Origin of the sequence: Marinobacterium sp. xm-m-312 (genome assembly GCF_013283295.1) — a bacterium.
GTDB lineage: Bacteria > Pseudomonadota > Gammaproteobacteria > Pseudomonadales > Balneatricaceae > Marinobacterium_E.
In genome coordinates, this window is record NZ_WBYS01000002.1 from 77,825 (window position 1) to 102,791 (window position 24,967).

Annotated in this window: 25 protein-coding genes and 1 tRNA gene; 13 read left to right on the forward strand and 13 right to left on the reverse strand. The window is 48.8% G+C overall.

The window, feature by feature from the left end:
- The first annotated feature begins 69 nt into the window (after positions 1-69).
- From lptD to apaG, 5 genes are read left to right on the forward strand one after another with little or no spacing between them, the layout of a single operon-like run.
- Positions 70-2,688, forward strand: coding sequence for an LPS assembly protein LptD (gene lptD / locus XMM312_RS03005; RefSeq protein ID WP_173488686.1), 2,619 nt, complete (start codon positions 70-72; stop codon positions 2,686-2,688).
- On the forward strand, positions 2,675-3,961 hold the full coding sequence (locus XMM312_RS03010; protein ID WP_371740262.1) for a peptidylprolyl isomerase: 1,287 nt from the start codon (positions 2,675-2,677) through the stop codon (positions 3,959-3,961). The genes lptD and XMM312_RS03010 overlap by 14 nt, the downstream gene beginning before the upstream one ends.
- The gene (gene pdxA, locus XMM312_RS03015) at positions 3,961-4,950 is read left to right on the forward strand and encodes a 4-hydroxythreonine-4-phosphate dehydrogenase PdxA (RefSeq protein ID WP_173483049.1); all 990 of its coding nucleotides are present in this window, start codon (positions 3,961-3,963) and stop codon (positions 4,948-4,950) included. The genes XMM312_RS03010 and pdxA overlap by 1 nt, the downstream gene beginning before the upstream one ends.
- 6 nt (positions 4,951-4,956) lie before the next feature.
- Positions 4,957-5,772 (forward strand): 16S rRNA (adenine(1518)-N(6)/adenine(1519)-N(6))-dimethyltransferase RsmA, encoded by an 816-nt coding sequence (gene rsmA, locus XMM312_RS03020; RefSeq protein ID WP_173481246.1) that lies wholly within the window; start codon positions 4,957-4,959, stop codon positions 5,770-5,772.
- 26 nt (positions 5,773-5,798) lie between these two features.
- Complete coding sequence (gene apaG, locus XMM312_RS03025) at positions 5,799-6,185, forward strand: Co2+/Mg2+ efflux protein ApaG (RefSeq protein WP_173481247.1); 387 nt, start codon at positions 5,799-5,801, stop codon at positions 6,183-6,185.
- 13 nt (positions 6,186-6,198) lie between these two features.
- On the opposite strand, the gene XMM312_RS03030 is transcribed toward apaG, so the two are convergent.
- Positions 6,199-7,047, reverse strand: a complete 849-nt coding sequence (locus tag XMM312_RS03030) for a DUF72 domain-containing protein (protein ID WP_217363705.1) — start codon at positions 7,045-7,047, stop codon at positions 6,199-6,201.
- A gap of 124 nt (positions 7,048-7,171) precedes the next feature.
- On the opposite strand from XMM312_RS03030, the gene XMM312_RS03035 reads away from it, so the two are divergent.
- From XMM312_RS03035 to XMM312_RS03050, 4 genes are all read left to right on the forward strand, one after another.
- Positions 7,172-7,248, forward strand: a tRNA-Met gene (locus tag XMM312_RS03035).
- 340 nt (positions 7,249-7,588) lie between these two features.
- The gene (locus XMM312_RS03040; RefSeq protein ID WP_173488689.1) at positions 7,589-8,644 is read left to right on the forward strand and encodes a PQQ-dependent sugar dehydrogenase; all 1,056 of its coding nucleotides are present in this window, start codon (positions 7,589-7,591) and stop codon (positions 8,642-8,644) included.
- Between the two features lie 18 nt (positions 8,645-8,662).
- Positions 8,663-9,037, forward strand: coding sequence for a DUF2237 family protein (locus tag XMM312_RS03045; protein ID WP_173488690.1), 375 nt, complete (start codon positions 8,663-8,665; stop codon positions 9,035-9,037).
- A 92-nt stretch (positions 9,038-9,129) separates the two neighbouring features.
- A complete protein-coding gene (locus tag XMM312_RS03050) occupies positions 9,130-9,933 on the forward strand; it encodes an ion transporter (RefSeq protein ID WP_173481251.1) in 804 nt (267 codons plus the stop codon).
- Here the strand turns inward: XMM312_RS03050 and XMM312_RS03055 are convergent.
- From XMM312_RS03055 to XMM312_RS03065, 3 genes are read right to left on the reverse strand one after another with little or no spacing between them, the layout of a single operon-like run.
- Positions 9,930-10,427, reverse strand: coding sequence for a DsrE family protein (locus XMM312_RS03055; protein ID WP_173488691.1), 498 nt, complete (start codon positions 10,425-10,427; stop codon positions 9,930-9,932). The genes XMM312_RS03050 and XMM312_RS03055 overlap by 4 nt on opposite strands.
- A 35-nt stretch (positions 10,428-10,462) precedes the next feature.
- Positions 10,463-12,103 (reverse strand): SulP family inorganic anion transporter, encoded by a 1,641-nt coding sequence (locus XMM312_RS03060; protein ID WP_173481253.1) that lies wholly within the window; start codon positions 12,101-12,103, stop codon positions 10,463-10,465.
- 14 nt (positions 12,104-12,117) lie between these two features.
- On the reverse strand, positions 12,118-12,387 hold the full coding sequence (locus XMM312_RS03065) for a hypothetical protein (RefSeq protein WP_173481254.1): 270 nt from the start codon (positions 12,385-12,387) through the stop codon (positions 12,118-12,120).
- Between the two features lie 169 nt (positions 12,388-12,556).
- Here XMM312_RS03065 and XMM312_RS03070 point away from each other — a divergent pair, with 169 nt between their 5' ends.
- The 4 genes from XMM312_RS03070 to XMM312_RS03080 are packed head-to-tail and all read left to right on the forward strand — an operon-like array spanning position 12,557 to position 15,161.
- Complete coding sequence (locus XMM312_RS03070; protein ID WP_173481255.1) at positions 12,557-13,060, forward strand: LPP20 family lipoprotein; 504 nt, start codon at positions 12,557-12,559, stop codon at positions 13,058-13,060.
- 7 nt (positions 13,061-13,067) lie between these two features.
- The gene (locus tag XMM312_RS11595; RefSeq protein WP_256368157.1) at positions 13,068-13,196 is read left to right on the forward strand and encodes a hypothetical protein; all 129 of its coding nucleotides are present in this window, start codon (positions 13,068-13,070) and stop codon (positions 13,194-13,196) included.
- Entirely contained in the window at positions 13,177-14,184 is a 1,008-nt protein-coding gene (locus XMM312_RS03075) for a CsgG/HfaB family protein (protein ID WP_173481256.1), read from the forward strand. The genes XMM312_RS11595 and XMM312_RS03075 overlap by 20 nt, the downstream gene beginning before the upstream one ends.
- Positions 14,181-15,161 carry an LPP20 family lipoprotein gene (locus XMM312_RS03080; protein WP_173481257.1) on the forward strand — a complete coding sequence of 327 codons (981 nt, stop codon included), beginning with the start codon at positions 14,181-14,183 and terminating at the stop codon, positions 15,159-15,161. The genes XMM312_RS03075 and XMM312_RS03080 overlap by 4 nt, the downstream gene beginning before the upstream one ends.
- Here the strand turns inward: XMM312_RS03080 and XMM312_RS03085 are convergent.
- From XMM312_RS03085 to XMM312_RS03125, 9 genes are read right to left on the reverse strand one after another with little or no spacing between them, the layout of a single operon-like run.
- Positions 15,150-15,848 (reverse strand): tRNA (guanosine(46)-N(7))-methyltransferase TrmB, encoded by a 699-nt coding sequence (locus tag XMM312_RS03085; protein WP_173481258.1) that lies wholly within the window; start codon positions 15,846-15,848, stop codon positions 15,150-15,152. The two genes, XMM312_RS03080 and XMM312_RS03085, sit on opposite strands and share 12 nt — an antisense overlap.
- Before the next feature lie 7 nt (positions 15,849-15,855).
- Positions 15,856-19,173 carry an ATP-binding protein gene (locus XMM312_RS03090; protein ID WP_173481259.1) on the reverse strand — a complete coding sequence of 1,106 codons (3,318 nt, stop codon included), beginning with the start codon at positions 19,171-19,173 and terminating at the stop codon, positions 15,856-15,858.
- Between the two features lie 42 nt (positions 19,174-19,215).
- The gene (gene leuE, locus XMM312_RS03095; protein WP_173481260.1) at positions 19,216-19,851 is read right to left on the reverse strand and encodes a leucine efflux protein LeuE; all 636 of its coding nucleotides are present in this window, start codon (positions 19,849-19,851) and stop codon (positions 19,216-19,218) included.
- A 3-nt stretch (positions 19,852-19,854) separates the two neighbouring features.
- Positions 19,855-20,628 (reverse strand): NRDE family protein, encoded by a 774-nt coding sequence (locus tag XMM312_RS03100; RefSeq protein ID WP_173481261.1) that lies wholly within the window; start codon positions 20,626-20,628, stop codon positions 19,855-19,857.
- A gap of 16 nt (positions 20,629-20,644) precedes the next feature.
- Entirely contained in the window at positions 20,645-22,012 is a 1,368-nt protein-coding gene (locus XMM312_RS03105; protein WP_173481262.1) for a ribonuclease J, read from the reverse strand.
- A gap of 2 nt (positions 22,013-22,014) precedes the next feature.
- Positions 22,015-23,232 carry a multidrug effflux MFS transporter gene (locus XMM312_RS03110; protein ID WP_173481263.1) on the reverse strand — a complete coding sequence of 406 codons (1,218 nt, stop codon included), beginning with the start codon at positions 23,230-23,232 and terminating at the stop codon, positions 22,015-22,017.
- Between the two features lie 34 nt (positions 23,233-23,266).
- Positions 23,267-23,944 carry a glutathione S-transferase gene (locus XMM312_RS03115; protein ID WP_173481264.1) on the reverse strand — a complete coding sequence of 226 codons (678 nt, stop codon included), beginning with the start codon at positions 23,942-23,944 and terminating at the stop codon, positions 23,267-23,269.
- Complete coding sequence (gene msrA / locus XMM312_RS03120; RefSeq protein WP_173481265.1) at positions 23,932-24,402, reverse strand: peptide-methionine (S)-S-oxide reductase MsrA; 471 nt, start codon at positions 24,400-24,402, stop codon at positions 23,932-23,934. Before msrA ends, XMM312_RS03115 begins: the two co-directional genes overlap by 13 nt.
- Positions 24,403-24,436: 34 nt before the next feature.
- On the reverse strand, positions 24,437-24,949 hold the full coding sequence (locus XMM312_RS03125; RefSeq protein ID WP_173481266.1) for a DNA-deoxyinosine glycosylase: 513 nt from the start codon (positions 24,947-24,949) through the stop codon (positions 24,437-24,439).
- Positions 24,950-24,967: the final 18 nt, after the last annotated feature.

Below are 24,967 nucleotides of genomic sequence, written 5' to 3' on the forward strand. Positions count from 1 at the left end.
AAGTGCCCAATATTACTCGACTTTTGAGGCTACTTAAACGTCGTCTCGGTAGCCAGCGGATCGCATTCAATGCCCTTCGAAAAAAACGCAATTACAAAAATCATTTTAGGCTTGGTTGTTGCAGGTGGTTCAAACGCCGCTAATGCAGCGGGCGCCTGGGACTGTCAGCAGACTGACCGAGGTTGGAGCTGCGGTGCTTCTGCCGATTACAAACCTGAGCCGGTTCCGTTAACTCGCATCTCAGCAACTGAAGATGCGATCGAAGCACAGATCACAAAAACGCTGCCTAAACCGCTGCCAGAGCCCAAAAAAGAGCAAGAGCCCAAAAATTCTCTGACCGCCGAGCCAGAGCAGAAACCAGAACAGACAATCGCCGCCAAACCTGAACCCGTTAAAACGGACGCTAAACCAGAGCCTGACACAAAAGCTGTTGCAACAACTGCAACGAGCGAAGCGACAGATGAGCCGATTGAGGCAGTCACTCTTCCAGCTCGGGCCATCATTCGTGACCCTAGTGATGACCGACGTGACATCAATTTAGACTGGGTTCGTTTAGCACCTCTGGATGCTGAAGGACTGGTCTGCAAAGGTCGCTATGATGAGCCTGACATCTGGGTTGGCGATCTGGCTCCCGGTAACGAAGAGAGCAGCACCGTCATCAACGCTGATGAGTCCGATGCCGATCTCGATGGTTTATCTATTCTACGTGGCAACGTCATCATCGAAGAGTCCGGTCGCCAGATTAAGTCCAACCTCGCCGAGTTTGAAGCGCAATCGCGACAAGCCCTACTGCGTGGCGATGTGCGTTACCGTGAACCCAACCTGTTGATGATTGCAGATGCCATGTCTGCTGACCTGAACAATAAGATCGCCATCGCCAATGAAGCGCGCTTCGTCATGCATGATCAACATATGCGCGGTGATGCAGAAGCGATGACACGCTTTGGTGATCAGCGCGTTGAAGCCGAAGATACACTGATTACCTACTGTGAACCGGGTAATAACGATTGGGGCATTCGAGCAGCGCAGATGGAGCTCTATCCTCAAGAGGGGTATGGAGAGGCGTGGAATACCCGATTTGAAGTTGCTGGTGTACCGGTCTTCTACCTGCCCTACTTCTACTGGCCATTGAATGACACGCGCAGAACGGGCTTACTCTATCCATCCCTCAGCACCAGCGAGCAGGATGGTTACGATCTGGCTCTGCCCTACTACTTCAATATTGCGCCTAACATCGATGACACGCTAACGACGCGCATCATCGAACAGCGTGGCGTACTGTTTGAAAACGAGGCGCGCTACCTCAACAGCTTCAGCATGAACACGCTGAATACCAGCTGGCTTCCCGATGATGATCTTCAGGGGAGTGAACGTTGGTTGATCGACTTCAATCATACCGGCACTCCGGCACCCAACTGGTCGAGTGATGTCAGCTTCACTCGCGTCAGTGATGACAACTACTTTGACGACCTAACGCCGGTAACGCTGGCAGTACCGGCTGCTGATGTACTTTCTCAGCGTGCTCAAGTAGCCTATAGCGGTAATGGCTGGAGTGCATCGGCACTGGTTAATGATTATCAGATTCTAGATAACTCAACCAGCTACAAGCGCATGCCTCAGCTCAACTTCAGTACCAGCCAAAGTCTGAATGAGACAGTGCTGAATCTCGCCGTGCAGTACACACAGTTTGATTCAACCAATGAGAGCGCAACCGACGGCAGTCGTCTTCATGCCCGCCAGTCAATCGGTTACAGCGCGGAGACCACTTGGGGTTACCTACGACCTGAAGCGGGCGTTTGGCACTCAAGCTATGACTTCTCAGATAATAGCAGTGCGTCGCACACCAACCTGTTTGCCTCGTTGGATTCAGGCCTGATCTTTGAACGTCAGGGCGAGATTGCCACTCAGACGCTAGAGCCACGCATCAAACTGATACATGTTGATGGTGAGGATACAGACACACTTAACTTTGACTCAGGCGCCCTTGGCTTTAGCTACGGCAACCTGTTCGATAATTTAGGCTACTCCGGTAATGACCGTGTCAGCCATACCGATCAAGCAACCCTAGGTCTAGAGAGCAAAGTCTACAGTCTAACGGGGCGTGAGCTGATCTCGGCAGGCATTGCACAGGCTCACTACTTTGGTGATCACGATGCTCGCCCAGGCGATTCAACCGGTACAGCAGATCAATCGGATTACGCTGTCTACGCCAGCTGGAAGCCCTCTGAAGTGCTGACGCTGAGCCATGACTCGCGCATTGATCGTGAAACAGCTGCGTTACTGACCGAAAACTATCGTGCCTACTACCGTCCAGATGATGAGCGACTACTCTACGCAAACCTACGTAAAACGCAGAGCAGTGACGGTAACAACACCTTCAACCAGATCGATCTGGCCACGCGTTGGCCGATCACGACAGAGTGGAGCGGCGTTGCACGATACACCCAAGATATCAAAGAGTCTGAAAACCTAGAGACGCTTGCCGGTATCGAGTACGAAAACTGCTGTTGGAAGGTGCGCTTTACCGGACAGCGAAGCATTGTCGACGGCAGCAGCGATTTCGAACGTGAGAACAAGTTCTACATTCAATTCATTCTTCGCGGTCTGGGCGCCTTTGGCCAGAGCGAAGGTCGTCAGTTCCTTGAGGATTTAACGGGTTATAACGAGGATGACCGTGACAACTTTTAAACATTTGATCGCATCGGCGATTCTTGCCCTCTCAAGCAGCTCCGTGCTTGCAGAGCCCGTTGCACTGGACCGTGTTGCCGTCGTAGTTAACGAAAGCATCATCATGAGCTCCGAAGTGGATCAGCGAATTCGTGATATCCGTGCTCAATTAACGGCACGTAAAGCTCAGCTACCACCCGCTGAGGTTTTGGCTAATCAAGTCAAAGAGCAGCTGATCATTGAGAGTATTCAACTGCAACTGGCAGAGCGCCAAGGCATTCGCGTCAGTGATAGTGAGCTGAACAGTACGATGAACCGCATCGCTCAGCAGAACAACCTATCCCTGAGTGATTTCCGTAAAGCGTTGATCAACGAAGGGCGTGACTATCAGCAGGTGCGTGATCAGATTCGTCGTGAACTGATCATTAGCCGTGTTCAGCAGAGCAACGTCAACCGTCGAGTTACCGTAACGGACCAAGAGGTTCAGAACTACCTCAATTCAGATTTGGCGAAGAACCAAGACCGCAGTGAATATCTACTGAGCAACATTCTAGTGGCTCTCCCTTCACCTGCGTCACCAGAACAGATTAAATCTGCTCAAGAGCGCGCCAACCAACTCAAAGCCGAACTGGATCAAGGCGCTAATTTTGCGGATCTAGCAGTACGCAGCTCGGACGCACCCAATGCGCTGAATGGCGGTGACCTGGGTTGGCGTAAAGCACAAGAGCTACCGACCCAAATATTCTCTGCTGTGTCGGGTCTATCAAATGGCGAAGTCTCTAAAGTGGTTAGAACCCCTTCAGGCTTTAACCTACTGCAGTTGCGCGAGCGTCGTGGCGATCAAGCCACACTGGTAACAGAAACTCGAGCACGCCACATTTTGGTAGCCCCTTCAGAGATTCGCACATCAGCACAGGCTCAAGCCTTCGCTGAAGAGCTCTACTCACGATACAAAGAGGGCGAGCCATTTGAAGAGTTGGCGCGCCGCTACAGCGATGACCCGGGCAGCGGCTCATTGGGTGGTGAACTGGGCTGGATACAACCGGGCAAGATGGTTGTTGAGTTTGAACAGCAGATGGACAAACTGGCTATTAATGAGGTGAGCGAGCCTTTCGAATCCCGCTTTGGCTGGCACATTGTACAAGTACAAGAGCGTCGCCAACAGGACTTCACCACTGAGATGCGTGAAAACCAAGCCCGCTCAGAAATCCGTAAACGTAAGTACGATGAAGCACTCTCCACTTGGTTACGTGAACTTCGCTCAGAAGCCTACGTCGACATTAAGGTGAAGTAGTGGCTCTTCGAATTGCACTGACCCCGGGCGAGCCGGCCGGCATCGGTCCAGACCTTTGTGTTCAGATTGCCCAGCAAGGCTCTGAGCACCAACTGGTCATCATCTGTGACCCTGACATTATTGTCGATCGCGCAAAACTCTTAGGCTTGCCGATCAAACTGCATGAGTTTGATCCAGACCAGCCTGCCGTTGGCTGTCAGCCTGGAGAGCTCTTTTACATTGGCACCCCATCGAATGCCGATGTTATTCCAGGCCAACTGGATCCGCTCAATAGCGTCTATGTTCTGAATACCCTTCGTTTAGCTGTAGACGGGGCTTTGGGTGGCATGTTTGATGCCATCTGCACAGCACCGGTTCATAAGGGTGTTATCAATGATGCCGGTTACCCCTTCACAGGCCATACAGAGTTTCTACAATCGCGTTGTGACGTCGATCAGGTTGTTATGATGTTGGCGACCGAAGGGCTACGAGTTGCTCTTACAACGACACACCTGCCATTATCTGAAGTGCCTCAAGCGGTAACGCAACCGCTACTTCGTTCGGTCATCGATATTCTGTTGGATGATCTGAAGCACTACTTTGGTTGTGACAAACCCAGCGTCTTGGTTGCAGGCTTAAACCCCCATGCTGGCGAAGGCGGCCATATGGGACGTGAAGAGATCGACACGATCGAACCGGTATTGAATAGCTACCGGGAACAGGGTGTTAACCTGATTGGCCCACTCCCTGCCGATACGCTCTTCACCGAACATCATCTAAAAGACGCTGATGCGGTGCTTGCGATGTACCACGACCAAGGGCTGCCGGTTCTCAAGTACAAAGGGTTTGGCCAAGCAGTGAACATCACCTTGGGTCTGCCTATTGTGCGCACCTCAGTCGATCACGGCACCGCGTTGGATCTTGCCGGCACAGGCAGAGCCGATGCAGGCTCTTTGCAGACCGCCCTTAGTTATGCTGCCGAGATGGCTTCTAACCGTAAACAATCATAGGTTGATATGAGCAGTAAAAACCCTGGGCACGTGGCCCGCAAACGTTTCGGTCAGAACTTTCTGCACGACCCTACTATTATTGGTCGTATCATCTCTGCGATTAATCCAAAACCTGAAGAGCACCTCGTTGAGATTGGTCCCGGTTTAGGTGCACTTACAGAAGAGATTCTAGAGCTCGCCGGTGCGCTGGAAGCGGTAGAGTTAGACCGTGATCTCGTCCCAGTCCTGCGTACCAAGTTTTTTAGGTATGAAGATAAGTTTAAGATTCACGAGGCGGATGCTCTCAAGTTTGACTTCTCGTCACTGCAACAAGATGAGCGCCCACTTCGCGTGATCGGCAACCTGCCCTACAACATCTCAACGCCGCTGATTTTCCATCTCTTGAGTTTTTCAGGATTGATCAGCGACATGCACTTCATGCTGCAGAAAGAGGTGGTGGAACGTCTAGCTGCACAGCCGGGGGAAAATCACTACGGCCGCCTTGGCATAATGGCGCAGTACTACTGTCAGGTAGAGAAGCTCTTTATCGTACCACCCGGCGCCTTTAATCCGGCACCGAAGGTCGATTCCGCCATTGTTAGATTGATTCCGCACAAAACGCTACCCATACAAGCAAAAAGTGCTGAGCTGTTGGCTGACGTTGTCAGAACCGGTTTCAGTCAGCGACGTAAAACTCTGCGTAACAATATGAAGGGTTGGATTACCGGCGAGCAACTTGAAGCCTTGGGTATTGATCCTGGATTACGCCCTGAGCGCCTCTCTCTCGCTGAATTTGTCGCCATCGCTGACGCGATCTATGATTTACGAAACAGCGCTGAATAAGCACTGCACGACGAGACTGTCTATACATGCAAGATTATGAACTGAGCCGAAACGTAGCGATCGATGTGACAACCGACTATCTGACCGACCAATCGGATCCAGAGACACATCGCTACGTCTTTTCGTACCACATCACCATCACCAACCATAACCCTATGCCTATCCAGCTACTGAGCCGCCGCTGGCTGATTACCGATGGTAATGAGAAGACACAAGAGGTATTAGGGGAAGGAGTTGTCGGTGAACAGCCCACCATTGAACCGGGCAAAAGCTACAGCTACACCAGCGGCACGGTCTTAGCGACTGAGGTGGGTGCCATGCAGGGTCACTACGACATGATCACCGACGAAAATGAGACCTTTCAAGCGACCATTGCCCCCTTCACACTGGCACAAACTCACGCGTTACACTAGGAGAACGGACTCTCTAAAATAGAGAGCTCTGTTCCGACGCGAGCAGCTCAGGCGTTGCCCCCTGCACAGAGGGTTTTGCCTCTTTCAACTTATCGACAAAACGCGCAGCCAGTTCCGGTGCTTCAGCACAATCTGGAGTATGAAAGAAGAGATAAGGTACTCGCCCCTCATCGATCCACTGCAACACCTTAGTGACCCACTGATCTAAATAGCGATCAGACTCCTGCCACTGCATGGTCGATATGAAACGAACCTGCGGATGCTGACCGGTTGCAATGACATGTAAGGGTACCTTTGGCTTCTTCTGCTGAGCATCTAAGGTAGCCGAGTCCATGGCGTTTACTGCAAAAATGGGACGGGTGTCGAACATCACACGATTGACGCCTGTCTCCAGCAGCATCTGATTAAACGCCCTCTCCTCATCCCCTTTCGCAAAGAACTCAGGGTGACGAACTTCAACCGAGTAGTTGAAGGCTTTAGGTAGAGCCAACAGAAATCGATGGATATACTCAATCCCCTCACTGTTAAAGCTTTTTGGTAGCTGCAAGTTGAGCAGCCCGATTTTATGAGCCAGCGGCTCCAACACTTCAAACTGCTCGGCCACTTTAGGATTAGCCACCTCTAAAGCACTGCGATGAGAAAGATCTTGGTGGAACTTAAAACAGAATCGAAAGTCATCAGGCGTCTCATCCCGCCAACGCTTCACCGTATCCGGTTTAGGCAAACCATAAAAAGTCGTGTTTCCCTCAACCGATGAAAATTGACGAGCATAACGTTGTAGCGCAGTTCCACCCCCTGCCAAACAGCCACCCTCCCAAACAGGATGTTGCCACTGAGGTAAGCCTAAATAGTAATCATGCAACGCCATACTCCTTAAAATAGGCTACAAAGAGTACCAAACTAAAAAAATAGTGGAAGAATATCGTAATATTTTAGAAACAGGCTTGTAGCAACCTTAAACCTATGTATAATACGCCCCACGTTGATGCGGGGTGGAGCAGCCCGGTAGCTCGTCGGGCTCATAACCCGAAGGTCGTCAGTTCAAATCTGGCCCCCGCTACCAACGTAAAAAAGGGAAGTGTACTTCAAAGTGCACTTCCCTTTTTTCGTTGGTGGGCCGAATATAAGAGCACTGACGCAGTCAGTTCACCAAAATGCATGGATTGCATTTTGGGATGCCGAAGGCAGTCCGAAGGACGATTACACAGGACGTGTAATCGCAAATCTGGCCTTGAATTGAGCACCAAGTCCCGAAAAGGTGAAAACATAGATGGTGTTTTCATAAATCTGTCCAAAAACCACGTCGGGCTCACTCTTCATAGCTCCGCGGTTAAGATGATCACTTCACCACAATCCACCCCAGCCCAAATACCGTAACTACATAAAAACCAACGGTATCTGAAATGAAAGCCATCACTCTCCTATCAGCCTTACTACTAAGCCAGGCTTCACTCGCCTTCACCATCGAAAAAATAGGTTCAGACATTTCTCACCCTTGGGGTATCGCTGTCCTTAACGATGAAGAGGTCCTGGTTACAGCAAGAGCCGGTGCCCTTTTGCGCATTAACCTTACAACCGGGCAGCAAAGAGCTGTTTTACCCACCCCGTTTGTAGCAAGTTTTAGGCAAGGCGGGCTTCTCGATGTCGCCTATGATGAACAATCAAATAGGGTACATCTTTGCTACAGCAAACCGTTAAAAGGTGGCGCAGGCTTAGCGATTGCATCGGCCAAATTGGATGGGTATCAGCTTTTAACACCCAAGGATATTTTTGTCTCCAACCATCGCTCTCCCTCCGGTGCACACTTCGGCTGTCGGATAGTCATAGAGGGCAACTACCTGTTTGCCTCTTTGGGCGACCGTGGTGATCGCAGTAACGCTCAAAACCCCTCCAATCATGCTGGATCAATTATTCGACTGAACCTTGTTGAGCCGGAGCCAGCCAATACTCAGAAAGATTGGTTGCCTGAGATTTACTCGATGGGTCATCGAAACCCACAAGGTCTTGCATTACAGCCTAATACAGGACTTTTATGGTCTCATGAACATGGTCCACGCGGTGGTGATGAGATCAATCTCATTGAGCAAGATAACAACTACGGTTGGCCAACCGTCTCTTACGGTAAGGAGTACATAGGTGGGGATATAGGTCTTAACTCATCACCCGATGGATATACCGATCCTCTCTGGGTCTGGGATCCAAGCATTGCACCATCGGGAATGACCTTCTATACCGGAGAGATGTTTCCCGAATGGCAGGGCAATCTTTTGGTTGGCGCTTTGAAGTTCACAAGCATCTACCGAATCGTCATAGATCCTGATAGCAATCTGCCCGTTTCAGAGGAGAGATTATTCAATGATGAGATGGGAAGAGTTAGAGACGTTGAACAGGCCAATGATGGCTCAATTTTAGTGTTGAGTGACGCACCCAATGGTGGCCTATATAGGATAAGTCGATAAATCATTAAGGTAAAACAGATGAACAACCAACAGTTAAACGTATTAGGCACGCCACTTGAAACGTGTAGCAGTGATCCGCTAACTGGCTATTACAGAGACGGATGTTGCAACACAGATGAATATGATCGCGGAACCCACACGGTCTGCGCTGTGATGACGGAGGAGTTTCTGCTCTTCTCACTTCGCAAAGGGAATGATCTCATTACCGCCCGGCCTGAATATCAGTTCCCCGGTTTAAAGCCAGGCGACTCTTGGTGCCTATGTGCTCAACGATGGGAGGAAGCTGAGGTTTCAGGGTGCGCCCCGAGAGTTAATCTATCCGCAACTAATGCAAAAACACTTGAGATGATCAGTTTCGAGACGCTTAAACGGTACAGCATAGATCTTCATTAATTTTCACACAGAGCTCAAGAGCTACCCTCTCCACAACTCCAGTATTTTCAATTACTATCAGCGTCCATTTTATGTAGTGAATTTCTAAGCCAATGAACAGCAACGCTTTACTATCGACACTCGTTAAAATCCGCTCTAACAAACTCTTCGAGCTCACCGTAATTGCGGTGATTATTGGCTCGGCGCTCCTGATTGGTGCCAAGACCTTTGACCTTTCTGACACCGCTGAGATGATTGTTGGTTGGCTGGATATCGCTGTTACCGTCTTCTTTCTGGTCGAGATCACGGTTCGTTTCATTGCCGATGAGAACAAGCGCACCTTCTTTAAGGATCCCTGGAACCTATTCGACACCTTAGTGGTTGTGATCAGCCTGATCCCTGTCAGTCAGGCCGATACCGCTCTGGTCGCACGTCTAGTTCGCGTGTTCCGCGTCTTCCGAATGGTCAGCATCATTCCTGAACTTAGAATGCTGCTGAACTCGTTGATCAAAGCACTGCCTCAGCTAGGGTACGTCCTTCTGCTGATGTTCATCATTTTCTACGTCTATGCTGCTATTGGTGCGACGCTGTTTGCTGCGATTAACCCCGACCTTTGGGGCGATGTCGCGGTGTCGATGTTGACACTCTTTAGGGTGATGACCTTTGAGGATTGGACCGATGTGATGTACGAAACGATGACGGTCTACAGTCTAAGCTGGATCTACTATCTATCCTTTATATTCTTAACGGCCTTCGCCTTCTTGAACATGGTGATCGGTATTGTCGTCAATGTGATGAATGAGGAGCATGAGCGCATCCTTAAAGAGGAAGCGATCGAGGCCAATGAGCCAACCATCGCTGATCTTCAAAAACAGCTGGCTGAGATTAAAGAGATGTTAAATCAGAGAGCGAATTAAAACGCGAACTGATCCACCAACAGATACCCCATCGCAACGTAGTTATTGATCTGCGCGGGACCGGAAGGGGCAACGTCTACGTAGTCTGGAAAAGCCTCTGCTGTGACGTTGCTCCAACTCGCAAAGGTTTCACACACATGCAGATCCACGCCAGATTCACCTAGATCACGAACCCCTTGATGCAAAAGTGGGAACTTACTCTCATTCTCAGTGGTCAGAGCGAACTGTTCATTGCCGTGGCTAACCACCGCAATATCGAGATCTGGAAAAGCTGATCGCAAAGAGTCTATGGCACCCATCAAACGAGGTTGAATCCGTTGCCACTGTTGTGGATTAGGCGCCAAAATTTCAAACACCACTCCTGGTGGCGCTTCTTCAAGTGCAAGGATCTCTTTAACCGTTTTAGCTGAGGCCGCGCCTGAAAAGAGCAGACTGAGCGGAAGCAATACCCTGAGTAACAGGTGGCGAACTGTCTTAAAGATCAAACTGAACATAGTAGACCTCCAAATCTCTTTTGCTTCAGCTTAGCTTATAAACTGGAAAGTGACTGCCTCAATGCCTCGGTTCTTGATTCTGTTATACGATCAGCCGGGAGGCGCTGATCAAGGCCAAGGCGAATCAATCGATCTTTCTCAGCGCCCGGTGCCATCACTAGACGCACCTCTTTACCAAGATCTAAGGCTTCGAGTATGACGTTCTCAATGGAGAGCGTCATGGTGTCATCTAAATAGCTGACGTCACTGAGATCAAAAATAACCGCATCGTGTTTAGCGATGTCTTTTCGCTCACGGGCTAAGGCTTTGGAGACACCAAAAATCATCGCTCCCGAAAGGTAGACCAGTAGGATACGGCCATTCGCCTCATTCAACAGGGACTGCTGTTCAGGGGTCAGCGGAATCTCATCATCGACATCGGACATAGAGCGAACCTTCTCAGCCTCAACATCGGATAACTTACGGATGATGATGACGTTCGCGACAAAGACACCGACACCCACCGCAACGATCAGATCGACAAAGACCGTTAGTAGTAGAACGGCATACATGATCATCGTGCTGTATTTAGAGACAAGGTGAACCCGTTTAATGAACGACCAGTCCAGAATATCGACACCCACTTTTACCGCAATACCAGCCAGCACCGCTAAAGGGATATTTTCGATCAATGAACCTGCTCCAAACACAGCTATTGCCAGTGCGAGAACCCTTATAACACCTGAGAGTGGTGTTCGCCCTCCAGACTGAATATTGACCACGGTGCCCATAGTGGCACCAGCACCTGGTAGACCACCGAACAGACCAGACATGATATTGCCTAACCCCTGTCCAAACAGCTCTTTGTTGGAGTCATGCTCTGTTCGGGTCAGGTTGTCCGCCACGACCGAGGTAAGCATTGAATCGATACAACCAAGCATGCCCAACACCATCGCATCGACCAACATAATCTGAAGCTGATCATAGGTGAAATAGGGCAAGGTCATTGAAGGCAGTGACACATCGATCTCACCAATGCGTTGGACTCCATCACTGCTAAAGATGATCACAGAGACCAGAGTAATAAGAACCAGTGCAATCAACTGAGGCGGCACGAACTTTTTGTATTTTTCAGGCGTTTTAAACAACACACCCAGTGTCACTAAGAACAGCAACAACTCACTGAAGTGCACGTTCATGATCAACTCTGGCAAATGAGTTACGGTACCTACCACCCCGCCCGCCGGTGGAGATTGCCCTAACGCAGGGGCTATCTGCAGAATAATCAGTATGAATCCGATGCCTGACATAAAGCCAGAAACCACTGCATAGGGCATCAGGGTGATGTATTTGCCCAACCTGAGATAACCAAACACGATCTGGAATATCCCTGCCATGATCACCACGGTAAACGCCATAGACAGACCATTTTCAGGGTTCGCAGCCACTAGAGTGCTGATCACAGCGGTCATCACTACGGTCATCGGTCCAGTAGGCTCAGAGATCAGAGTAGCGGTTCCACCAAACAGCGCGGTAAAGAGACCGATTAAGATCGCGCCATAAAGTCCCGCCTCCGCGCCTGCGCCAGAGGCGACACCAAATGTGAGCGCCAAAGGGAGTGAGACCACCGCAGCGGTTAAACCACCGAGCAGATCACCACGAAGATTAGAGAGAGATAGAACGTTCAGTTTAAGCATTGATCAACGGCTCACTATCGATCTGAAGCGTTTGATTTAAACAGACGTATAGCGTAACGAAGCAGTATATCGAAGGGGGTTTCGTCGCCAAAAAACTTAGGATTCTTGATCAACAACAGAGACATCACAACAATCCACACCAGCGTATTTTTAATCACCCAACTGGCATTTTCATTAAAGGCCTCTTCGGTATTTTCGGCACCCATTAAAAACATAAATGGGGCAACAATCCCAATGAATGAGAGAAGAGAGACGGCAGCGCGAATTTTTCTGCGGTTATCCATGACACACTCTGATTTGTGATTTTGGTTATTTTACGTGATCTGTCCGTAAAGGGGTAATCACACGGGTGAGTTTTAATCCGTTGACTGTCAATTTTCATCTAAAAATAACCCTGACATTTCTATGGAAATATGTGACCATCATATGAGTAATCTCTAATGGATAATGATCATGAATCTACGCACCAAGTTACTGATGACTGCGACACTTTTAACAACCCTTGCCGGCTGCAGCAGTGAACTGCCTAAACCCGATCTAGTCGAAGGTGGCGAATGCGTCATCCACGGTGAACAAGCACCTATTTGGGCTTGTGGTGGCTACATGGAGGCCGATCGTTATGTCGGCGTAGGATCTGCTCCGTTGAGCAAGCTAGGGTATGATTTTTCTCGTAAAGAGGCGGCCATTAATGCTCGTGCTGATATCGCACAACAGGTCGAGGCTCAGATTAAAAGCAAACTAGACTCCTATCAACGTTCAACGGGTGCCGATGAGATGACGGCTGAACGCGTCGTCACTCAAGTCGCAAGACAAACCTCCGAATTGACAATTAATAACTCACAACAAGTGAGCTACTGGCAGCACCCTGAAACAGAGGTCATCTTCATTTTGATGGGCGTTGAAAAAGCGACGATCAATAACGCGATCGACTCTCAGATTGATCAACTAGATAAGTGAGTTGTTGATGAAACCTCTATTTACTCTACTACTGATAGCTTTATCACTTTCGGCTTGCTCCTCTAACGAGGTGATGCAAGACCCCTCTCCTCAAGCGCAACAACAGAGTGCCGAGCGTGAACTTAACAAACTGTAAATTAAAAAGCCTTGGCCTAGCGGTCACCGCTTTATTTCTTACGGCCTGCTCATCGACCGCTAAGATTACCCTGATCAATCCAGCCATCAGTGATCGGGCTGCCGCCACCAAAGTCGTTGCGGTGCTTCCATTTGAGAATGACTACTCCGGTGTGGCGAACAGCATTGAATCTCGAGTCACCAACCATAGGGTGGCAGGTGAGACCTTTTTTACCGTGGTCAACCGTAAGGATCTTGAATCAATTTTAGACGAGCAAAAACTTCAACACTCTGGGCTAGTCGATGAACAGACGTCTGTTGAGATCGGTCAGCTGATCGGTGCGAAAGGACTGATTACTGGTGAGGTGGAGATTCAGACCACCGACTACTCGCTCTACTACGTTACTCGTGTTGAGTGTGCCGATCAGAAGTGCAAAAAAACTCGTGAGCGCTACATCCCTTGTGATGAGATGCACTCCAACCTGCACGCTACCATCCGACTCGTTGATACTGAACGCGGGGACCTGATTCTCTCTGAACGCTTCACGGCAAAAGAGAGTCACGATGCTTGTCGTGACAGCGCCTACTCTCTTCCAACACCCGAGAGTGTCCTAAGCAACCTAGCTGATGAGATCACCGATCAGTTCATGACTTACATAGCTCCCTATGAGGCAACTGTCATAGTGCAACTGCTCGATGATCCAGAGATCGACTACAGCAGCGAGCAAGAGGACCTTTTGGAGTATGGTATCGAGTACGTTGAGGATCACCGCATCGACAAAGCTGAAGTGCTCTTCTCCGAGCTTCTAACCAGTACAGGTGACCAATGCTATGTGGCGGCTTACAATTTAGCCGTTGTTAAAGAGCAGCTCGGTAAAACTAGCCAAGCTGAGCAGCTCTACCGGTTAGCCGATCAGTTGGTAAAAGAGCCCAACAAGATCATTAACCAAGCCATTTTGCGTGTTGAACGTCAGAAGAGTGAACAGGCGCGTTTAGAGAACCAGCTATGACCCGCAGATTCATTCTCGCTTTTCTAATGTTGGCCAGTTTTGTAACGACTGGGTGTGCAAGCAGAGAACCCGTCATCCTTGTCGCAGAACCTAAGACTCCTGATTGGTTGATGAGTCCGCTAGTCAACACAGGTGATCAATTTTACGGTGTCGGTGAGGGAGGCAGCGCACAAGCCTCTGAGCAGGCTGCATTAGCTCATCTTGCCGAGAGACTGTTAGTTCAACTATCCAGCACACAAGAGCAGCGCCTTTCGTCGGTTAGAGACAGTCGTGAATATACTGAGCGAGTGGTGGAGTCGTCGATTCAAAGCAGAACCGAGCGTTTGCCTTTGGGTGGATATGAGATCCTTAAACAGGATGTGATTGCACCGCAACGAACCGCGACCCTGCTAGCGTTGAAAAAAACGGCCTTAATTAAGAACCTCAAAAACGAAATAGACCCCAGATTAACCGCCTCCTCTGCACAGCCAATCAAGACTCTCTCTGACTGGGCAAGTGCTCGACAACAGCTAACCGATCTAAAGGCTCAACAGCCATTAATATCTCTTATGAAACAGCTGGGGGAATCGGAGATTGGGGAAAAGTACAGCAACCAGGTTGCAGACACTGAATCTGCCATTAAAGATTACCAAACCAACCACCCGGTAATGCTAAAAACCGAACAAAGCTGCATGAGCTTTAAAGGCTCACTGGAGCGTCTAATCCTAGAAGCCGGTTTTGAGATCAACTCCTCATCTGGTGTTATAACCGTCGAGTGCCAGGTCATTGAAGAAATCAGTAGCGCCTATGGCATTCACATTGCCAAAGCCGATTTATCAATTCGCTTTTTGGATGGTCAATCTAAGGTGGAGCATGCCACAACTCTGTCCATTAAATCGGCTTCATCAGCCTCTGAGTCAACGGCCAAGGCGGGGCTGATTCAAGCGTTCAACAGGCGCATACAGGATGAAGAGGCTCTTAGGATCTTAGGGTTTTAAAGCTGAGCCAGACTCTGAAAGCTGCGCTACGCACTGCCAGCTCTGCTGACCACTCTCCCAATATTTCCGTTCAAATGCACTCATCGGTTGGTCAGCGCTGTATAACTGTACGCTAGTTTCATGACCCGCCAACGCCAGTGCCCTGACGAACTCCTCGATGTAGAGTCTCCAGTTGCTTCTAACGGTTAACTCCCCACCCAAGGTCAATAGATCACTGAATACAGGACTGGCATGCCAACGTCTCTGAACCTGAGCTGATTTAGGATAAGGGTTGGGGTAGAGAATAAAATGCTTGGCTAGACGCCACTCTGAAGCTGCAGCCAGGCGCCAAAAGTCGATTAAATCCGCTCGCACAAAGAGTAGGTTATCAAGCTCACCCGTGAAGCAGTTTTCGTGCTTACTAAGACGATAAGCAGAACGATCAACGGCTATGACATTGGCGTCTGGGTATCGATTGGCAAGATGACGTGAACTTTCACCAATACCACAGCAAGAGTCCAAGATAAGCTCTCCGGAACGACCTTTGAGCCAATCGGTCACCTGATCAAAGGCGACCTGAGTATGGTCGGCAATGGGTTTGCGAAATGGGTTATTTAAGTTACGCAATACAATCTCATCGAGACGCTCATGCAAACCGGCCTGATTGGTTGTCACGACCTTAGAGACACCCTGTTCTTGCTTGGTCATCGGTTATTTATGGTTCCAAACTTGTCAAAGCTTCGCGCTTTGTCTCTGCCCAAACAGCCACCAGTGTGGCGACCTGTTCAGCCGATAATTTTTTTCCATTACGAAGAAGGGCTTCAAGAAGCATTAGATTTTCGGTGAGCTGTGGCATTCCCAAAATACTGCTAGCGCCCTTCATTTTATGGATAAACTCAACATTTAGCTCATCGGACTCTTGCTGCAACGACTCAAGAGTTTGGGCGTATTTTTCAATGAATTGTGCAACATACTTTTTAGCCGTTTCATCACTGCTCCAATAATCTCTAGCCAGTGCTATATCAAAGTAGCTTTGAGGCCTATCTATATCGCATTGATTGGTGTTAGTTGAGATCGCATTTTCCTTCAGTGCTTCAGGCGCAATCAGTTCTGCAATTGCGACAACGGCTTTCTCAATATCGACCGGTTTAGTGATGTAGTTATTCATGCCGGACTCTAAAGCCTTTTCAATATCCTCAGCATAGGCGCCTGCCGACATACCAATTATGGGTAAATTTTCAAACCGCCGCAGGGCACGAATCCTTTGAGTCGCCTCAAGACCGTCTATGACTGGCATTTGCACATCCATCAATACCAAATCTATCGGTAACTCTGCCGCCCTTAAGAGTTTGATCGCCTCACTACCATCCTTGGCAAGAATCACTGAGGCCCCTTCCGCTTCAAGAAACTCGCGAGCTGAATCACGATTGAAAAGATTATCATCGACCACTAACAGTGTTCGGTTTAAAAGTCGCTGACTTGGAATATGTTCTGTCTCAGGCTGGGCATCAGAATTGATGATGCGTTTTAACGTAGAACTGGTAACAGGTTCTATCAAACAGTCATAGGGGCTGTTCTCATACTCTTCAATATGACTGACAGGACTGGTAACTGTAACCAGTTTTCCAGACCAATTAACGCCCTTGCTCAGTAACTCACTCTGGATCTCTGCTTCTAGACGCTGCAGGTTATTGCCGGACATCTCTTCATCGACAATGACAGAGTCAAAGGAGCGATCCGCTTTTATGGCTGAAAGGAGTTGATAGATCAGATAACTCTGCGTCTGTCCTACTTCATGGTCTAGACCCATCGTTTTGGCAACAGCCACAAGTGAATTACGTGTAAAGGGGTTTTTACAGGCAATAAGAACTCTAGCCTCTGTTATAGGATCAGGTTCAATAACCTTCACAGGCAGAGTCAATTCGAAGGAGACGGTAGTGCCTCGGAACTGCTGGGACTCAAAACTTAACTCACTTCCCATTAATGAGAGAAGTTGCTGGGTAATGCTAAGCCCTAGACCAGTCCCCCCAAATTTACGCGTTATCGAACCATCGCCCTGCTCAAAAGGCCTTAGAATTTTAGCTAAAACCTCATCACTCATGCCGATGCCAGTATCACGAATCGCAAAGCGAAGACGGGGTACAGAGTCTGCATTGATCACATTAACCGTCAACTCAACAGAGCCCCTCGAAGTGAACTTGATCGCGTTACTGATCAGATTGATCAAAATCTGTTCCAGGCGTTGCTGGTCGCCTGATATTTTGAGGTTACCCTGATAGCTCGGTGTAATCGCCAGGTGAACGTTCTTACTTTTAACTGAGCTGGACATGAGTAGAGCAACGGTTTCAAGCAGTTCATCCAGATAGAATTCGGTAGTCACCAGCTTGAGCTTACCGCTCTCTATCTTAGAAAAATCCAGAATATCGTCGATCAGCTTTTGTAATGACTGCCCCGCTCTTAGGATTTTTTTCGCTTTTTCGAGTACGGGTTTATTGGCGTTTTCAGCACGCGCTAAGGTTTGAGCCAAGGTCAGCACCGCATTCATAGGTGTTCTAATCTCATGACTCATATTGGCCAAAAACTCACTTTTAACCAGTGAGAGTCTTTCAGCCTCTTCAGCTTTATCCGTTAATGCTTGACGGAGTGCCTGCTCTTCCGAAACATCGCGCATTAAACGGATGGTATGAGCCTCGACTCCATCTTTAGCCGGCTGATAGATCAAGCAGACTTCACCCACTTTGGCCTCAGTACCTGGTGCTGGGCGCAGCTGTTTTTGAACTCGGATTGCGACACCTTGACGTTTAGCATCGAGGTGAAATTGGCGAGCAAACTCTGGTGTGATATCCATCAAATCAGGTATGGTTTTACCGATAACCTCTTCAGCAGTTTGATACCCCCACCACTGCGCAGTCTTATCGTCAGCATCGATTACCTTCAGGCTCTCAACACCTATCACGGCAAACATATTACCCATCTTGGTTAAGGCACTGAGATAAGCTTTTGAAAGTTTTTCAGAGCTTTGAACTTTTGCCACCTGTTCCGCGTAAGCTTGATTCAAACGCTCTAGTTCAGAATGCTCTTGCTCTAACTGTTTGTTAATCTGCGCTATTTTTGAGCTCTGTTTCGATAGAAGTAGATAGCGGTAAAGCAGCAGAAATATGACGCCCAGTGTGGCGAAAAAGAGATAGAGCAGCTTTTGTAAGCTCTCTTTAGTGAAAGGGCTCAATTCACTGTTTGGCACCATGCCCCACAGCTCTTGTAGCGCCCTGATTTCATCAGGGCTGAAGCTATCGTAGGCTTTATCAAAAAGGGTTTTCAGCATTCTATCTTGCGGGTTAAACGCAAAATGCATATTTAACTGCAGTCCCGATTCAGACTCTAGCAGTCTAACTTGCAGATCCTCATTAAAGAGGTGGGTATGGTTGATCAGATAGTTGGCAATCGAATAGTTCTCTACAAAGAGATCAACCTTACCGTTCAACAGAGCGGCCATCATCTCATCAAATGATAAGTACTCTTTATAGCGAACCTGAGGATAATGCTTCTTAAAATAGCTCTCAAAAATTGAGTCTTTCTGAATACCAACAATCTGACCATCCAGATCGGAAAAGCGCGTGTACCCTTTTAAACTGACTAGCCCAGTCAACAGTTCTAGTGTCTGCTTTTCACTGAAAAGATAGCGCTGTTGGCGCTCTTCAGTCAGCACCATATTACCGACAACATCTAACTGGCCATCGGCCAATTTTTCCATATGCTGCGACCACTCAAACCCATTAACAAAGCGCAGTTCAAGACCTAGCTTTTGGCTAATTTGTCGAGTTAAGTCAATTAGATAGCCTTTCGGCTGACCCGCATCAACATAGTTAAAGGGGCGCCAATTGCTATAGGTGGGCATTCTTATGGTCTGTTTATTCTCGAGATAGTCACGCTCTTGTTGACTCAGTTGAGAGAGTAATTCGGCATCAGAAGCAGCGATCCGGGGAGCCTGTAGTGTTAACGCTAACAATAGAGCTATTTTCAATATAAGCTTCATACCTGGACCAAAGGATCGGGTTATTAATACAAAAACTGAACACTAGTTAGTTGATAGTGCTAGTTTAAGACCATACCCCATAAACAGTGATCCCGCTAACCCTTTCGCAAAGCCTGAAAGTTTCCCCCCCTCTGCTAGAAGAGACTTGAAATAGATCGTCATAAGAATCAACACCGCAAGATAGATCTGTGAACAGAGTTGAACAACCAGACCCAAAATGGCGAAAGAGAGCCAGGGGTTGTCGTAGCTTGGATCGACAAATTGAATGAAGAACGAGACAAAAAAGAGTATTGCCTTGGGGTTAAGAAGGCTGATCGTCAGCGCTACTCTAAACGGGTGTTTAGAGTCCTTGGGCAAATCGATGTCCGAATCACTGTTTTGAGGTTTAGTGAAAAGCGATCTTAGCAGACCAAAACCGAGCCACATCAGATAGAGTCCACCGGCATATTTAAGCAGCGTAAAGAGAATTGGGGTGGTTTGAATCAGGCTCGCCACACCGGCGACTGACAGTGTCATCAACGTCAGATCCCCTACAAAAATACCCGCCGCGCCTTGAAACCCTGCGAGAGCGCCACGGCGCCCTGCTACCGTAGCGACGTACATAGAGTTGGGACCGGGCAGCAAAATAATAATGATTGTCCCAATAAGATAGGTGTAGAAATCCACTATTCCAAACATCTGTTACTCCCCGACAAACCAACTAAACGGCTGTTCTGACACGACAGCACCGGTTTTATCTAACTGCTGATCAACAACATCATACTGACCACCAGATAGTCGGAACAAGCAGCGAGATCGAGTGCCGTAGGTTTCACTGATAATCAACTGAGAAGAGAGTAAGCGCTCCCAATCGGCAGGGATACCGGTATCTGGAAGTTCAGCGTCATTCGCTAGGTTAGGGTCCATTAATAGACCAGATCCGTTCAGTTGAGTCTCTAGCAACACACCCTGTTCGGAGATCTGTTGGCGTGCCAGTGTCACTTTAGGCCATGGAGTATCAAGTGCATCATTACTCAGAGCATGTACTCCGGGTTCTATTGGCTGAAGGTCAGGACTGTTTGAACTCATCCAAAACAACGCCCCAGGCTCACCAACAATCAAATTAAAGCCGGCATATTGATCTCTATTCTCTTTTAACGCTTGAGCAATCTTCTGGATTGATTCGTTTGAGTTTAAGAACAGCAGTGGAATCTCACCCCGACTGCGAGCGCCCTCTACGCCAATATAACCAGGGCGAATGTTCGTCAAAAATGCGAATCGACCAGAGCGATTGAACCCCAACCAAGTTCCTTTGGCTTTTAAATCTTGGCCGGCCAACACCTCTGAAGAGTCACTTCGATGAACAGGCCACCAGTGCATAGGCAGAGCTGGCCTGTCATGGAACTCATCTCGATTGGCTACCAAGAGTAACGGGGTAGTGTGGTTAGGACGCCAGTTGAAAGCTAACAGACACATTGCAAAAATCAGACCGCTATTGAACGAGAGCAAGACGGCCGGCGGGCACCTTGGCATAGTGAATACGATGACCTGGCGCCAACTCGTAGAGATCGCCATTCTCACCGATCAGTTGAACCGGTACGGAGTACTTACGAGCAATCTCGGCATTCGCTTTGATGTGCTCAGGCTCACCATGCAATGGCACCGCAATAATCGGTTGTACCCAAGAGTACATATCGGCTAATTCAGCCTGACAAGGGTGGCCAGATGCATGAATCGGCGTCGAGCTGGTGGCCGATTCAACCACTTTAACTTTGCGCGCTTTAAAACGATCCAACATCCGCTCTACCAACCGCTCATTTCCGGGAATAAGGAACGAACTCATCAACACCAGATCGCCCTCCTCCATTGAAAAATGAGGATAGGAGTCTAGCGCTAAGCGATTCAGTGCTGCACGCTCTTCTCCCTGGCTACCGGTCGCAATCGCGAACACTTCTTCGGCTGGAAGATAACCCAAATGAGACTCATCAATGGGTTCTAGCTCATCAGGCCAGTAACCGGTCATTTTGGCGATGGAGTAGATGTTTTTTAGAGAACGACCAATCAGAGCAAAGCGTCGACCTAAAGCATCTGCTACACGGGCAACTGTGACAAGGCGGGCCAAATTGGAGCTAAAGCAACTGACCACAATTCGACCTTGAACCGACTCCAGCTGTTTCAAAATGCCGCGATAACAGATCGACTCTGATTTCGACATTCCCGGTTTCAGCGCATTGGTCGAATCACAAAGCAGTGCACGAATATTCAGTTTAGAGAGCCCTTTATAGAGTGACTCATCGAACGGCTCACCAATGACTGGGTCATAATCGATTTTCCAGTCGGCGGTGTGCAGTACCGTACCAACAGCCGTTTCAATAAGCAGAGACTGTGCTTCTGGAATCGAGTGCGTAATAGGTAGAAATTCAAGGGTGAAGTTACCGAGAGTAAATCGCTCCCGTTGGTTGATCACATGAATAGGTACTCGGCCATCTAAGCCATGCTGTGCCAGTTTTCTTCTTAGCACCTCTGCCGCGAAAGGCGAAGCGTATACGGGTGCTTTCAAGCGTGGCCAGAGGAACGGCAGAGCTCCCAAGTGATCCTCATGGGCATGGGTTATGACAATTCCCTTAAGGTTCTCTTTTTGACGCGAGATGAACTTGGGGTCGGCTGACACTACAGCTGCAGTGCGGTGCGATTCAGGATCAACCACCTCGTCAAAGGTGACACCACAGTCGATCATGATCCAGTCACCGGCGTGACCGAGAAGATTCATGTTCATACCGATCTCGCCTGAACCCCCTAAGGGCAAAAACCAGAGATCTTCCTGGCCGGGTGAGAGCAGAGCTGATGTTTGATCACTCATGATCAGTGTGGCACCTCAACACGTTGCACTCTGGGTTTTGAAAAGAGAATCACTAACATTAAGCCTGATAGGGTTGTAACCGCGAATCCGATCAGTAGAGGCAGAACAGTGCCATCAAACTGCATGCCGATCAGCGAGCCAACCAAGACACCCAGCAACATGGTAAAGGCCCCAATAGTGCCTGAAGCGACACCTGCGATTTTACCGAAGGGCGCCATTGCCAACGCGTTGAGGTTGCCGAACAACAAGCCAAAAAAGAAGGTCGTAACAATCATCATCAGGATAAACACCTGTAGAGGAACCGTCAGCTGCCAAGCACCAATGACGATCGCCTCTAGCAATGAAATTAGACCCGATAACGCCATGACAAAGATGACCAACTTTCTGAGCTCAAAGCGGTAGACCAGCTTTGAGTTCATGAAAGAGGATATCCCAACCCCAAGCGCCATCATTGCAAAGTAGACCGGAAAGAGTGCGCCAGTATCGTAGATGCCTTGAAGTATCCCCTGTACGGAGACCAAAAAGCCAATCAATGATCCATGTACCAAGCCGCCGGCAAAGGTGTAGATAAACCCTTCGCGGGTCGTCACAACCTGACGCATCGCCTTCATCACTGGTTTAAAGGAGAGAGTCGATTGATGCTCTGGATTAAGCGTCTCCTCTTGGCGTAGAGAAAACCAGATCCAGGCCGCCGTTGTCAGCACCAACAGCATGCCAAACACTGCTCGCCAATCGGCGACAAGCAATACCAGTTGGCCCAGCATAGGGACCACAACGGGACTGAATATAAAGATGGTCATGATCAGTGACATCACACGCGCCATGTCGGGCCCAACGTATTTATCACGCACAATCGCCATGGTAACAACACGCGGACCCGCTGCACCTAACCCCTGTAACACTCGTCCCACCAACATGACCTCAAAGGTCTCTGCAAACAGAGAGATCAGGGTGCCGATCAGCATCAGTGTAAAGCCAAGATAGACCGCAGGCTTTCGACCCCAGGCATCGGCAAGGGGGCCATAGAAAAACTGCCCTACAGCCAGACCCAACATAACGCTAGTAATAACAAACTGATAACGGTTGTTGTCGAGGGCGTTAAGATCAGATCCAATTTCATGCAGGGCAGGCAACATCGCATCGACATAGAGCGCCATTAGACATTGCAAAGCGGCCATCAAGAGCAAAAACTCTGGCTTCACGGGAGATTTGGTGTTCATACCATTCCAAATGACGCGCGTGGCATCAATCGAGTTAAAGAGGTGTACCTACCTCTTCGTCTTCAATCACCTCAGTCTCTTCTGAGGCTAGTTGATACCACTCCATCAACTCTGGGGTCTGCAGCAGCCAATCTCGGTATTGTGAGGCAGGCTCTGTCAGTTCGATCTGATAGGTATGAAAACGAGAAGCAATCGGTGCAAAGAATGCATCTAGTATACCTAAGTCGACTCCCTTCTCGCGAGCATTAATGAACCAAGGATCACTCCAGATCTGATCAATACGCTCAATCTCTGATCGCACCGTCTCAGACACACTGATCGATCGCTGTGCACGGCAGTTCATCGGTAGCGCATGCCTTAGATTGGCAAAACCAGAGTGGACCTCAGAGACTATGGATCTCGTTTTAGCACGATCTTGCAGGGATTCTGGCCAACCTAATCCTGCTAGATGCGCTTCACTGAGGTATTCACAGATTGCTAGGGAATCCCAAACCTGAAGCTCAGAATCGATCAGCACCGGCACACGCCCTGCATCACTGTATTGGGAGAGTTTTTCATGGAAGTCCGACTCAAACAGGGCTAAACGTTCCAGATCAAAATAGAGGCCTGATCGCTTCATAAAAAACCAAGCACGCAGTGACCAGCTTGAGTAGTTGTGGTTACCAATAATCAACTTAAGAGCGGATTGGTTGGATGTGGCTAAATTCCACATGCAGAGGCGCCTCGTTTTTTAAGATATTGTTGATGGTACTCTTCTGCAGGCCAGAAGGTTTGAGCCGGCACAATCTCAGTCACGATAGGGTTCGCAAACACGCCACTGGTTCCAAGAACCGCTTTTGACTGCTCCGCTAAGATGCGTTGCGTATCATCTTGATAAAAGATCGCTGAACGATATTGCGTGCCAACATCAGGTCCCTGTCGATTCAGCGTGGTGGGATCATGCCATTGCCAAAAAGAGTCTAAAAGGGCTTCATACGCGATAAGGTGTTCATCAAATTCGATCTGCACCACCTCGGCATGACCCGTCTGGCCAGTACAGACATCCTGGTAGCTCGGCTGATCGAGAGCACCGCCCATGTAACCCACTTGAGTGCCGGTCACACCCGTCAAATCGGAAAATCGCAGTTCAACACCCCAAAAACAACCTGCAGCAAATGTAGCTAATGCCATACAAACACCTCCAATAATATCGAATGGATGTACGTTACTCTTTCAGAGAGTCGATCAGCACAGAGTGCCACGCAACTCTTTTTTCATCTAAGGTCATCGATGCATGCGCCGGACTGGTCGACGGCAGCTGAAAAAAGTCTATCCCCTTTGCTTTAGCAAACTGATCAAACCCAGCTCGTTTGAATAGCCTCATCGCTGCCCCGCCATTTAAAACAATGCACTTCAACTTGGGCAAGCTCTCGATGAGTTGATCAATTGGATTGTAGTGAACAGTCGATGACTTGATATCTGAATCCAGTGATCCCGGCCGTTCGGCTTCAGCAACGACGTCCCAAAACCCAATCCCACCTTCCAAGGCTGCGGCCAACTTCTGTTCGTAACTCATTGAATTTGGCATCTGCAGCCAGTCACACAGAATAGGCCAAAGCGCATTTCTAGGGTGGGCATAGTACTGCTGCTCAGCGATCGATTTTTTACCAGGCAGTGAGCCTAGGATTAGCAGTTTAGTGCTCGTATTGCAGACTGCGCTAAACGAGTGATCAATCATCCTTTTGGGTCCACTGAA